This window comes from Micromonospora sp. NPDC003776, assembly GCF_053605645.1.
Window position 1 is genome coordinate 1 of the sequence record NZ_JBSGJR010000161.1, and the last position, 12,062, is coordinate 12,062.

Consider the following 12,062-nt stretch of genomic DNA (forward strand, 5'->3'; position numbering starts at 1 on the left):
CTAGCTGAACAAGGCCCGGAAGCGCAAGGCCGCCGGCGCACCCTCCCGGTCCATCGCACCTCCGTCCACCTCGGCCCCGACCCCGCCGCGCCCGGGGTCGGCCCATCGTACGGGCCGCACCCGCCGTTGCCGACCACGTCCGAGCGCGGATCTTCGACGGGGTGGTGTCTCGGTGGCCGGCCCGTTCCGCCCCCGCGGCGCCGGACCGGGATCGCGGTAGATGACGTGGCTGGCCATTATTGGTGCCATGTCATCAGCAGGCGGCCAGCCGGTGCGGGATGCGGCCGATCGGGCGCACACTCCTGTCGAGCAGCGACTGATCGAGTCCGTTGCCCGCGGTGAAGTGCTCGATCTGGCCGGTGACGGGCCGGTCGACGAGGCGGCGATGCGGACCTGGGGCGATGAGCGGACCGTCTCGGCTGCGGTGATCCGTGACCTCGTCCGCGGCCGGCTGGGCGGCGACCCCGACCCACATGGCCTGCGGCTACGCGGAGCCCGGATCGCCGGCCAGATCGACCTGGAGAACATCACCAGCGATCTGGCGCTGGAGTTGCGCGACTGCCTGCTGCCCGACGGCGTGAACCTCCGCAAGGCCCAACTGCTGGCGGTGGCCTTGATCGGGTGCCGCATCGAGCAACCGGCGGATTCGGACGATGCGCCGGTCGACGCCACACACTTCGCCGCCCGGGTGCTGTCGCTCGCCGGGAGCACCGCCACCAGCGCCGGCGAGCAGGGCACGGTCCGGCTGCTCGCAGCCCGCATCGGCACTCTGGGCTGCGGCGGGGCGCGGCTGGAGAACAGCATCGGACCCGCCCTCGACGCCGACGGCCTCCAGGTCGACCAGAGCGTGTTCCTGAATGGCGGGTTCACCGCCGGCAGCGCCAGCGAACTGGGCACGGTGCGGCTGCTCGGTGCCCGCATCGGGGGGCAACTGAACTGCGGCGGGGCGCAGCTGGAGAACAGCGCGGGACCCGCCCTCAACGCCGACAACCTGACGGTCGGCCAGGACGTGTTCCTGCGTGGCGGGTTCACCGCCACCAGCGCCAGTGAGCAGGGCACGGTCCGGCTGCTCGGTGCCCACCTCGGCACCTTGGACTGCGGCGGGGCGCGGCTGGAGAACGCCGCCGGCGCCGCCCTCGAAGCCGACCACCTTCGGGTCGACGGGGACGTGGCCCTGGCCGCGGGATTCACCGCCAGCGCCAGTGAGCAGGGCACGGTCCAGCTGCCCGGTGCCCACATCGGCGGGGTCCTGTACTGCGGCGGAGCGCGGCTGGAGAACGCCGCCGGGCCGGCCCTCAACGCCGCCGGCCTGCGGGTCGACCAGGACGCGCTCCTGGACGACGGGTTCACCGCCACCAGCGCTGGTGGCCCGGCGGCGCTGGTGTTGACCGGTGCGCGGATCGGCGGAACCTTCCGCCTCGACACCGACCGGGTGGCGCACCTGGCCCCGGACCGGGGATCGCTGGTCGAGCTGGACAGGCTCACCTACCGCGGTCTGCCGCGGCCGGTGTCGCTGCGGCACTGGCTGACGCTGCTGCGCGAGCACACCCCCGGCTACGCCGCCCAGCCCTATCAGCACCTGGCCGCCGCGTACCGCGCCGCCGGTCACGACCGCGACGCCCGCACCATCCTCATCGCCCAACGCCGTGACCAGATCCAGCGCGCCGGGCTGGCCGGCTCCGAACGCGCCTGGGGTCGCCTCACCGGCATCACCCTCGGCTACGGCTACCAGCCCTGGCGGGCCCTGCTCCTGCTCCTCGCCACGCTGGCGACCGCCGTCGCCCTCAGCGTCATCGGCGGCCACCACGGCGGCCTCGTCCAGAAGCCGGCGAGCACCGGAGCAGCCGCGGCCACCGCCTGCACCACCATCGACCAGATCGGCGTCGGCCTCGACCTCGGCACCCCGCTGATCAAAACGGGCGCCCGCGACCGCTGCCAACCCACCGACACCTCCGCCGGCCAACTCCTCACCATCGCCGGCTGGATCCTGCAACTGCTCGCCTGGACCTTCGCCACCCTCTTCATCGCCGGCTTCACCAGCGCGGTCCGCAAAACCTGACCCAGCTGACGCTGCGCCAGGGCCGTTCTTCTACGGGGGAGCGATCACCGCCCGGCTGGCATGATGGGGCGAGATGTTGGCCGCCCGACGTTCCCGCCATGATCGCGTCTCCGCCGCGCTCGCCGCCCGCGCCGACAGCGGGCTGGCGGCGGTTCTCGACGTCGCGCCCACCATGGGTGTGGGAGTGGGCGGCGGGTGCGTCCTGCTCGACCTCGACGGCGTGCCGGTATTCGCCAAACGCACCCCGGTCACCGACCGGGAGCTGGCCCATCCACACAGCACCGCGAACCTGTCCCACCTGCCGACCTACTGCCAGTACGGCATTGGCGGGCCGAGCTTCGGCGTGTGGCGTGAGCTGGCAGCGAACCTGACGGTCACCGAGGCAGTCCTGGCCGGTGAGACGGAGTCGTTTCCAATCCTGCACCACTGGCGGGTGCTACCCGGCCGCCCACCGACGGCGTCCGAGCACCTCGACATCGACGCGGCTGTCGCCCGGCTCGGCGACGCCCCCGCCGTGCGCAGCCGCTTCGAGGAGTTGGCCGACGCGACCGCCAGCCTGGTGCAGTTCTTCGAGTACGTCCCCGATCCGCTGCTGAACTGGCTGAACGACGATCCGGTCGGCAGAGCGGCGACGACCGAACAACAGCTGTTCGAGGTCGTGGCGTTCCTGCGTGACCGCCAACTGCTGCACATGGACGGACACTTCGGCAACATGCGCGCCGATGGTGATCGGATCTACCTGGTCGACTTCGGGCTGGCCACCTCGCCCCGGTTCGACCTCTCCGACGCGGAGCGCGACTTCGTCGCGGGCCACGTCGGCCACGATGCCGGGTATGCGGCGATGGAGCTGGTGAACTGGCTGGTCACCACTGTCTGCGGAGTGCCGGTGCCGGCCAGCGGCGGCCCCGTCGCCCGCAACGAGTACGTGCACCGATGCGCGACCGGCGACATTCCACCCGGCGTGCCCGCGGCGGTGGCGAGGATTCTCGCCCGGCACGCCCCCGCCGCGGCACGGATGAACGACTTCTACTGGCGGCTGTTCGGCGGCGAGGTTCACGCCGCATATCCCGGCCCGTAGCCGGCATCCGGCTCACGGACCAAGTTCACCCGCCGGCCGGTATCGCGGCGATCTTAGCGAGCGGCCGATGAGTGCCGTCGCTGGGTCGCCGAAGATGCTCGACCACGGTGAAGCCGGCTCGCGTCAGCTGCTCCGAAAACTCGTCCACGGGCCAGCGATAGGCGGTCACGACCTTGTGATCGAAGGCGCCGACCTCATCTGCGTCGAAGATCCCGACCACCAACGCTCCGGCCGGAGCCATCGCGCGCCGAAACTCGGCCAGCACGCCGCCGAGATCCTGCGGCGGTAGATGGATCAACGAGTACCAGGCCAGGATGCCCCCGACGGAATGGTCCGCAACATCCAGCTTCTCCATCGACCCGAGCTGGTAGACGCCGTCGGGATGGGTCGTCTTCGCATGCGCGATGAACTCGGGAACGATGTCGATTCCCCGCGCGTCGACGCCCCGCGAGCGAAGGTAACCGGTGATATGGCCAGGTCCACAACCGAGGTCGAGCACCGTGCCGGACCGGCCCGACAGGTGCCGCTCGATGAAGGCGAGGTCCTCGGCGTGTACCTGCTCCCTCGTACCGAACAGCTCGATGTAAAGGTCCGCGACGGACGAATATGCCTGCCCCACGTGCTCCACGTTCACCGCGTCACCATACGAGCCTCGGACTCCCTCGCTGCCAGGCCCAGCGCGCGCTGACGCGACGAAAAAACACAAAGGCAAGGAGATTGCTCTCCCTGCCACTCTTAACGTATAGCGCACCGGGGGGCTTGCGGCAAGACCCCTGTGGTGGCGCAGAATCGTCCGCCGAGGCCACAACCTGCGGAAATGGGGGGCACGACGTGCGTGCGTTGTTGTCGACGTATGGGGGACGCGGTGACGTGGAGCCAGCGGTGCGATCGCGGGAGTTCGGGGCGGAGCCGCCGGTGATTCGTGCGGCCGGCGCAGTGGACAGCACGGCTGGCTCGGCGGTGTCGCGATGATCGAGCGGTACGTCTTGGATCTCGAAGATGTCGACGAGACGCAGGTCGCGGTCGTTGGCGGCAAGGGCGCGCACCTGGGCGGGCTGGCGCGGATCGACGGCGTCCGCGTGCCGGCCGGCTTCTGCGTGACGACGGAGGCCTTCCGGCGGATCATGGCGGAAGCGTCGTCGATCGATGATCGGCTCGATCAGCTGTCGCGCCTGAGCCCGGACGACCGGGAGGCGATCCAGACGTTCAGCGCGGAGATCCGCCGGACCATCGAGGGGATCACCGTCCCCGATGATCTCGCGGCGGCGATCACCCGCGCGCTCGCCCGGCTCGGTGAGCAGACCGGCTACGCCGTCCGATCCAGCGCGACGGCAGAGGACCTGCCCACGGCCTCCTTCGCCGGCCAGCAGGACACGTACCTGAACGTCGTGGGGCGGGCGGCGATCCTGCAGCACGTCAGCCGGTGCTGGGCCTCGCTGTTCACCGAGCGTGCCGTGACCTACCGCCAGCGCAACGGCATCGACCACCGTACGGTCCACATGGCCGTGGTGGTGCAGCGGATGGTCTTCCCGCAGGCGGCCGGCATCCTGTTCACGGCCGATCCCGTCACCGGCAACCGGAAGGTCGCCACCGTGGACGCCAGCTTCGGCCTCGGCGAGGCCCTGGTCTCCGGCCGGGTGAACCCGGACGTCTTCACGGTGCGCGACGGTGAGGTCGTCGCCAAGGCGGTCGGCGCCAAGCGGTGTGCCGTGCACGCCCTGCCGTCCGGCGGGACGCAGGAAGTGGCGATCGACCCGCAGCGGCAGGAGCAGCCGGCCCTGACGGATCCGCAGGTCGTGCGGCTCGTGCAGCTCGGACGGCGGATCGAGACGCACTTCGGCCGGCCGCAGGACATCGAATGGTGCCTGGTCGACGACGACTTCCAGATCGTCCAGAGCCGGCCGATCACCACGCTGTTTCCCATCCCCGCGGCCGGCGACGCGGAGAACCACGTCTACCTCTCCGTCGGCCACCAGCAGATGATGACCGACCCCATGAAGCCCCTGGGGATCTCCGTGTGGCAGCTGACGGCCATGGCGCCGATGCACGAGGCCGGCGGAAGGCTGTTCGTCGACGCCACCCGGCACCTGTCCTCGCCGGCGAGCCGTGCCGGCTTCCTGGCGATGGTGGGTCGGTCCGATCCGCTGACCAGGGACGCGCTGGAGACCGTCCTCGACCGCGACGGCTTCCTCCCGGCGCTCCCGGACGGCGGTCACGGCCGGCCGCCGGTCGGCGGCGGGTCCGCCCCGATCGAGACCGATCCGGGCATCGTCACCGAGCTGATCGAGCGGAGCGAGGCGTCCATCGCCGCACTACGGCGCGACATCCGGACGGAGACCGGACCGGCGCTGTTCGAGTTTTTGCGGGAGGCCTTCCAGGAGCACAAGCGAGTCCTCAGCGATCCGCTGAGCATGCAGGCGATCATGGCCGGGATGGAGGCCACCTGGTGGCTCAACGACCGGCTGCAGGAGTGGCTGGGCGAGAAGAACGCCGCCGACACGCTCACCCTGTCCGCTCCGGACAACATCACCTCGGAGATGGGGCTGGCGCTGCTCGACGTCGCCGACGTGATCCGCCCGCACCCGGAGGTGGTGGCGTTCCTGCGGGGCGTCGAGGACGACGGATTCCTGGACGAGCTGCCGAAGCTCGCGGGCGGCGCCGAAGCACGCGACGCCATCGAGGCCTACCTCGACCGGTACGGCATGCGCTGCGTCGGCGAGATCGACATCACCAGGCCACGTTGGCGGGAACGCCCCAGCACGCTGGTGCCCCTCATCCTCGACAACGTCCGGAACTTCGCGCCGGGCGCCGCCGCCCGGCGCTTCGAGCACGGCCGGCAGGAGGCGCAGAAGAAGGCGCAGGAGGTGCTCGAACGCCTCCGGGCCCTGCCGGACGGGGAGCAGAAGGCCGACGAGACCGAGCGGATGATCGACCGGGTCCGGACCTTCATCGGCTACCGCGAGTACCCGAAGTACGGCATCATCAGCCGCTACTTCGTCTACAAGCAGGCGCTGCTGGCGGAGGCCGAGCGCCTCGTGCAGGCCGACGTGCTCCGGGAGAAGGAAGACATCTTCTACCTCACGTTCGAGGAGTTCCACGACGTCGTGCGCGCGAACCGGGTGGACGACCAGCTCATCCAGCAGCGCAAGGAGGCGTTCCGGGCGTACCAGGCGCTCACGCCACCCCGGGTCCTCACCTCCGAGGGCGAGGCGCTCGTCGGCGCGTACCGGCGGGACGACGCGCCGGCCGGAGCCCTGATCGGCCTACCGGTTTCCGCTGGGACCGTCGAGGGGCGGGCCCGCGTCATCCTCGACCTGGCGGAGGCCGACCTGGCGGCGGGCGACATCCTGGTCACCGCCTACACCGATCCCAGCTGGTCGCCCCTGTTCGTCGCGGTCGCCGGCCTGGTGACGGAGGTGGGCGGCCTGATGACCCATGGCGCGGTGATCGCCCGGGAGTACGGCTTGCCGGCCGTCGTCGGCGTGGTGGACGCCACCCGGCTCATCCGCGACGGGCAGCGGATCCGGGTGCACGGGACGGACGGGTACGTCGAGATCCTGCCGTGACCGACCACACCGGACACGGGTCATCGGTGGCTTTCGCCCGGGACAACGCCGATCATGCGAGCTACGAGGAAACGAGCGGACGAGATGAGGAGGAGACAGGTGACCACAGGTGGCTTCTCGTCCAAACGGCTGGCTCGGGTGCGAGAGCTGCTCGAGCGTCACGTCGACTCCGGATTCGTTCCGGGTGCGGTGGCCGTCCTCGCCCGCCACGGCGAGGTGCACCTCGAGGCCACGGGCAATCTCGCGTTCGAGGGCGCCGGGTCGAGGACGCCGATGGCGAGCGACACGATCTGTCGCATGGGCTCGATGACGAAGCCCGTCGTCGCCGCGTGTGCGATGACGCTCGTCGAGGACTGCACCCTCCGCCTCGACGACCCGGTGGACGACCTCCTCCCGGAGTTGGCGGACATGACCGTGCTCGCCGATCCCGACGGGCCACTGGACGACACCGTTGCGGCGGAACACCCGATAACGCTGCGACATCTGCTGACCTCCACCCTGGGCACCGGCATGGTCCCTGCCGAGCCCGGAACGGTCCCGATCGCGGACGCGCTGGACACACTCCGCAGGCCGTCGATGGACGAATGGATCCGCCGGCTCGGCGCGCTTCCGCTCGTCCACCAGCCCGGTGAGCGCTGGATGTACGACACCGCCGCCGACGTGACGGGCGTGCTCATCGCCCGGGCCACCGGCATGTCCTTCGGGGATGCCCTGCGCGAGCGGATCTGCGATCCGCTCGGAATGAAGGACACCGCCTTCAGCGTGAGCGGCGAGCGCATCGGCCGGTTGGCGACGGCGTACGAGCGGGACAACGCCGCTACCGGTGAGCCGGTCGTCGAAGACGCCCCCGACGGGCGGTGGAGCCGACCGCCGGCGTTCGAATCAGGCGGCGGCGGGCTCGTCTCGACCGCCGACGACTGGCTCGCCTTCGCCTCGGCTCTGCTCGCCGGCGGCACTCACCGCGGCGAGCGGGTGCTCTCGCGGCCCTCGGTGACCCTGATGACCAGCGACCACCTGACCCCGGCACAGAAGGCGGTCTCCGGGTTCTGGCCGGGGTACTTCGACACCATGGGCTGGGGTTTCGGGATGTCGGTCCGCACCCGCCGCACGCACCTCGGCCCCTCGGTCGGGAGCTACGGATGGCCCGGCTTCTACGGCACCGCCTGGTACAACGATCCCGCCGAGGACCTGACGGCGATCGTCATCATGCAGCGGGCCCACGCGGGCGACCAGCGACTGCCGATGTGGCACGACCTCTGGATCGCGGTCTACCAGGCGATCGACGACTGACCGCAGGGCGTCGGAGACCCTCGAGTCGGGCTCCGGCGCCCGCACGCGCCGCCCGCAGGCCGGACCGGTGACCTACTCGCCCTCGACGTCGTTGTGGCACCACCGGGTCATCGCCGTCTGGTCGTCCGGCAGGTTGTAGGCGCCCAGCAGCATGCTGACCATTGCGCCGTCGTCCAGCATTCCGCTGCGTTGCAGCCTGGCGATGGCGGTGCGCTGGTCAGCGCTCAGGTCGGTGTAGGCGGTGCCGTCCGGTACCGGGCCGTCGGGGAAGGCGGTGTCGAGGGCGGCACGCAGCAGCAGGTAGCGGTCGGTGTCGTCAGCCGGGGCGTTCAGCCGGTCGACGAGGACCCGTAACCGGTCCGGGGCGACCGCCGAGTCGAGGTCGCGGATGGTGAGTGCGGCGACCGTCGCCATGTCACCGTCGAGGAACGGCCAGTACGGTACGGGACCGACGGCTCCGAACAGGCAGGCGTACAGCTCCTCGATCAGCGGCCGGTCGGGGCGCGACACCAGGCGGGCCAGCCCCAGCACCGCCGACCACCGCTCTCCCCGGTTGTCCCTGCCGCGGCGGGCGGACAGGGCGTCGACGAGTTCAGGGTCGTCCACGCCGCCACACAGTCCTGCGGCCACGGCGGCGGTCGCTGCCACCATGGGCTGCGGTTCAGCGCCGATCAGCTGGGCCAGGGCCGGTGCGATCGACGTCCGCTCTTCGGGGAACCAGGCCAACAGATGGGCGGCGTGGAGCCGTACCGGGATCTCGGAAGACGCGAGGGCCGTGAGGTACGCGGGCACACCGGCGCGGACTGCGTCGTACGCCGCGATCTGCCACCGTGCGGCATCCCGGTCGTCCTCCACGTCGGAGAACTCGTTGCGGTGAACTCGAGCCCGGCGCTCGTGGTCCGTCCTTCCCGCGGCCGCCCAGTCGGCCTGCTCCCGCTCCAACTGCGTCCGGGTGAGCTGGGCCCGGTGCGCTACTTCGCGCCGCGCCTTCGCCACGTCGGGGCGATCGATCAGCCAGGAACTCTCATCCCCCACCGCGATGGCCGCCAGCACCTGGCAGGCGGCGAAGCGGTCCGGCGCCTTGGGATCAGCGACGATCTCGACCAGGAACGGCGCGGCGACCGCGCTCGCCTCGTACCTCGAGCCCTGGTGCACCAGGAGGTCGAACAGTCCCTGGTAGGCGCTGCGGCGGGCCTCCCGGTCGCGCGAGCGTAGCCGGCCCAGCAGGTCCGGCACCTCCACCGCCGGCCCGTACGCGTGCTGCACAGAGCCCCACTCGACCGCATCCCATGATCTCTGTCGTCGCCACACCGGCAGCAGACTACGGCTTGTGCACCTCGCCGTCCGTCCCGTGCCACCCCCGCGCGCCCGCGACCCGCCCGGCAGACGAAGCCGACCGGCCCGGGTGGACGCGAACCGCCCACCCGGGCCGGGTGCTCAGCCCAGCACCGCGGCGGGATTCGCCCGCAGCGCGGCGACCAGCGGCGCCGGGGCGGTCCGCGGCGAGCCGGCCGGGTACGGCGGCTGCGGGTCGTACTCGATGCCGAGCTGCAGCGCCTGGGCGACGCCGTCCCCGGCGATCCGCCCGGCCAGCGCGAGCGCCATGTCGACCCCGGCGGACACCCCGGCGGCGGTGACGTACTTGCCGTCCTCGACGATCCGCTCCGGCGTCGGCAGCGCGCCGAAGGCCGGTAGCTGATCCACGGCCAGCCGGTGCGAGGTGGCCCGGCGACCATCGAGCAGCCCCGCCGCGGCGAGCAGCAGCGAGCCGGTGCAGACCGAGGTGGTCCAGGTGGTGGTGGCGTCCACCGCACGCAGCCAGTCGAGCAGCCGGGTGTCGGCCATCCGGGCGATCTGCCCGGGGCCGCCGGGGACGACCAGCACGTCGGCGCGGGTCACCTTGCGAGCAAGTGAGCCGTGAACCAGCTCGTGCTGTCGGTGCCGAAGATCAGCTGTGGCCGCTGCGTGGCGGCGATCCGGGAGGAGGTCGGCCTGGTCGCCGGGGCGCACGCGGTCGAGGTGGACCTGGTTACCCGTACCGTCCGGGTCGACGGCGACGCCGATCCGGCCGCGGTGCGGGCGGCCATCGCCGAAGCCGGCCACCACGTCGCCTGAGCCGGGCCCGCCGGCACGCGCCCCGACGGGGACAGGTCAGAAGCGCGCCACGTAGACGGTGTTGGCGGCCTCGCGGCCCTGCAACGGGTTGGGGAACCGGACGATGTGCGCCACCGAGGTCGGGAACACCTCGGTCAGCGCCCGCTGGAACGCCGGGTCGGGCGGGTCGTTCGACCAGAGCGCGAAGACGCCGTCGCGGTGCAGCAGGGCGGCGAGCCGGCGCAGCCCGTCGACCGTGTAGAACTCCGCGTGGCTGGGGTGCAGCACCTGCCGGGGGGAGTGGTCCACGTCGAGCAGCACCGCGTGGAACCGCCGGCCCGGCGACTCCGGGTCGAACCCGGCGCCGGTGGCGACCGCCGCGAAGAAGTCCGCCCGCACGAACCGGGTACGCGGGTCGGTGGCCAGCCCGGCGGTGAACGGCAGCAGGTCCCGGCGGTGCCAGTCGATCACGTCCTCGATCGCCTCGACCACCGTCAGGGACCGTACCCGGGGATCCTCCAGCGCGGTGCGCGCGGTGTAGCCGAGGCCGAGCCCGCCCACCACCACGTCCAGGTCCGGCGCGGTCAGCGGGGCCAGCCCGAGCCGGGCCAGTTCGATCTCGGCGACCGGGAAGAGGCTGGACATCAGGAACTCGTCGTCGAGCTTGACCTCGTACACGTCGACGTCGAGCGAGGGGTCGCGGCGCCGGCGCAGGCTGATTTCGCCGATCGGGGTCTCCCGCCAGGCCAGTTCCTCGAAGCGCGCGCCCACCCGGTGGTCCTCTCCGCAGATTCCGTCACCGGATGTTACCGGCCCGTCCGGTCGGCGCGTGGTTTTCCGCCGCGGCCGGCATTGCCCGGCCCGTTCCGGGTACGCCGGTCGCGGCTCGGCGCGTCCGGCGCCGGGCCGGAGCCGTTGCCGGAGAGAGGGGTGCGGCGTGGCGGAGATGCTGGCCGGACGGCTGCACGTGGCCGAGCGGGCGCTGCGGATGGAGTCGGTGCCGGTGCCCGAACCGGGCCCGGGACAGGTCCGGATCAAGGTGGCCGCGGCGGGGGTGTGCCTGTCCGACGTGCACCTGATCGACGGCACGCTGACTCCGCTCCATCTGCCCGGTGACGCGGTCACCCTCGGTCACGAGGTGGCCGGGACCGTGGACGCGCTCGGCGAGGGCGTGACCGGCTGGCAGCCGGGCCAGCCGGTGCTGCTGCAGGCGGGGGAGCGGGACAGGCGCGGCACCCTGCTCACCCGGGGCGTGGACTACGACGGCGGCTGGGCCGAGTACGCGCTGGCCCGCGAGGACACCCTCGTGATGATCCCGGCGGGCATGCCGTTCGAGCACGCCTGCATCATTCCCGACGCGGTCTCCACCCCGTGGGCGGCGGTGACCGAGACCGCGCGGACCCGGCCGGGGGAGGCGGTCGGGGTGTGGGGCGTCGGCGGCCTGGGCGTGCACGCGGTGCAACTGCTGCGACTGGTCGGCGCGGCGCCGATCATCGCGGTGGATCCGCTGCCGGCGGCCCGGGACCGGGCGTTGTCCCTCGGCGCCGACCTGGCCCTGGACCCGGCGGACGGCGGCTTCCGGGACGCCGTGCTGGAGATCACCGCCGCCCGGGGACTGGACGTCGCGTTCGACTTCGCCGGCGCCACCCCGGCCCGTGAGCAGGCCATGACCGTGCTCGGCGCGCAGGGCCGGCTGGTCCTCGTCGGCATCGCCAACCAGCCGGTCACCATCCGCTCGGACACCCGGTTCAACTACAGCCGCCAAGCCGTGCTCGGCCACTACGGCTCGGAGGCCGAACACGTCGACCAACTGGCGGCGCTCGCCGCGCTGGGCCGGTTCGACCTGACCGCCTCGATCAGCGACGTGCTGCCGCTGGCCGACGCGCCGGAGGCGGTGCGCCGGGTCCACGACAAGCAGGACAACCCGATCCGCCTGATCCTGCGCCCGTGACCGGCCCGCAGCCGCACGAGGACC

Annotated in this window: 10 protein-coding genes; 6 read left to right on the top strand and 4 right to left on the bottom strand. The window is 71.9% G+C overall.

Annotated features, from left to right (window positions below; all coding sequences use genetic code 11):
* Window positions 1-247 precede the first annotated feature (247 nt).
* Both ACWEVO_RS15635 and ACWEVO_RS15640 read left to right on the top strand, forming a co-directional pair.
* Entirely contained in the window at window positions 248-2,059 is a 1,812-nt protein-coding gene (locus ACWEVO_RS15635; protein ID WP_452308216.1) for a hypothetical protein, read from the top strand.
* A gap of 73 nt (window positions 2,060-2,132) precedes the next feature.
* On the top strand, window positions 2,133-3,137 hold the full coding sequence (locus tag ACWEVO_RS15640; protein ID WP_452308217.1) for a serine/threonine protein phosphatase: 1,005 nt from the start codon (window positions 2,133-2,135) through the stop codon (window positions 3,135-3,137).
* 25 nt (window positions 3,138-3,162) lie between these two features.
* Here ACWEVO_RS15640 and ACWEVO_RS15645 read toward each other — a convergent pair whose 3' ends face one another.
* Window positions 3,163-3,771 carry a class I SAM-dependent methyltransferase gene (locus ACWEVO_RS15645; RefSeq protein WP_452308218.1) on the bottom strand — a complete coding sequence of 203 codons (609 nt, stop codon included), beginning with the start codon at window positions 3,769-3,771 and terminating at the stop codon, window positions 3,163-3,165.
* A gap of 334 nt (window positions 3,772-4,105) precedes the next feature.
* On the opposite strand from ACWEVO_RS15645, the gene rph reads away from it, so the two are divergent.
* Both rph and ACWEVO_RS15655 read left to right on the top strand, forming a co-directional pair.
* Window positions 4,106-6,703 (top strand): rifamycin-inactivating phosphotransferase, encoded by a 2,598-nt coding sequence (rph, locus tag ACWEVO_RS15650; RefSeq protein WP_452308219.1) that lies wholly within the window; start codon window positions 4,106-4,108, stop codon window positions 6,701-6,703.
* A 99-nt stretch (window positions 6,704-6,802) separates the two neighbouring features.
* Window positions 6,803-7,993, top strand: coding sequence for a serine hydrolase domain-containing protein (locus tag ACWEVO_RS15655; protein ID WP_452308220.1), 1,191 nt, complete (start codon window positions 6,803-6,805; stop codon window positions 7,991-7,993).
* Between the two features lie 72 nt (window positions 7,994-8,065).
* On the opposite strand, the gene ACWEVO_RS15660 is transcribed toward ACWEVO_RS15655, so the two are convergent.
* Window positions 8,066-9,259 (bottom strand): hypothetical protein, encoded by a 1,194-nt coding sequence (locus ACWEVO_RS15660; protein ID WP_452308221.1) that lies wholly within the window; start codon window positions 9,257-9,259, stop codon window positions 8,066-8,068.
* 171 nt (window positions 9,260-9,430) lie between these two features.
* A complete protein-coding gene (locus tag ACWEVO_RS15665; RefSeq protein ID WP_452308222.1) occupies window positions 9,431-9,892 on the bottom strand; it encodes a DJ-1/PfpI family protein in 462 nt (153 codons plus the stop codon).
* A gap of 18 nt (window positions 9,893-9,910) precedes the next feature.
* Between ACWEVO_RS15665 and ACWEVO_RS15670 the strand changes: the two genes are divergently transcribed.
* Complete coding sequence (locus ACWEVO_RS15670; protein WP_452308223.1) at window positions 9,911-10,108, top strand: heavy-metal-associated domain-containing protein; 198 nt, start codon at window positions 9,911-9,913, stop codon at window positions 10,106-10,108.
* Between the two features lie 36 nt (window positions 10,109-10,144).
* Here ACWEVO_RS15670 and ACWEVO_RS15675 read toward each other — a convergent pair whose 3' ends face one another.
* Window positions 10,145-10,858 (bottom strand): spermidine synthase, encoded by a 714-nt coding sequence (locus ACWEVO_RS15675; protein WP_452308224.1) that lies wholly within the window; start codon window positions 10,856-10,858, stop codon window positions 10,145-10,147.
* A 175-nt stretch (window positions 10,859-11,033) separates the two neighbouring features.
* Between ACWEVO_RS15675 and ACWEVO_RS15680 the strand changes: the two genes are divergently transcribed.
* Complete coding sequence (locus ACWEVO_RS15680) at window positions 11,034-12,038, top strand: zinc-binding dehydrogenase (protein WP_452308225.1); 1,005 nt, start codon at window positions 11,034-11,036, stop codon at window positions 12,036-12,038.
* Window positions 12,039-12,062 lie beyond the last annotated feature (24 nt).

What these genes read in the sequence shown, in the direction of transcription:
- ACWEVO_RS15640 (WP_452308217.1), top strand. Translation starts at nt 2,133, where the DNA reads ATGTTGGCCGCCCGACGTTCCCGCCATGATCGCGTCTCCGCCGCGCTC.
- ACWEVO_RS15635 (WP_452308216.1), top strand. Translation starts at nt 248, where the DNA reads ATGTCATCAGCAGGCGGCCAGCCGGTGCGGGATGCGGCCGATCGGGCG.
- ACWEVO_RS15680 (WP_452308225.1), top strand. Translation starts at nt 11,034, where the DNA reads ATGCTGGCCGGACGGCTGCACGTGGCCGAGCGGGCGCTGCGGATGGAG.
- rph (WP_452308219.1), top strand. Translation starts at nt 4,106, where the DNA reads ATGATCGAGCGGTACGTCTTGGATCTCGAAGATGTCGACGAGACGCAG.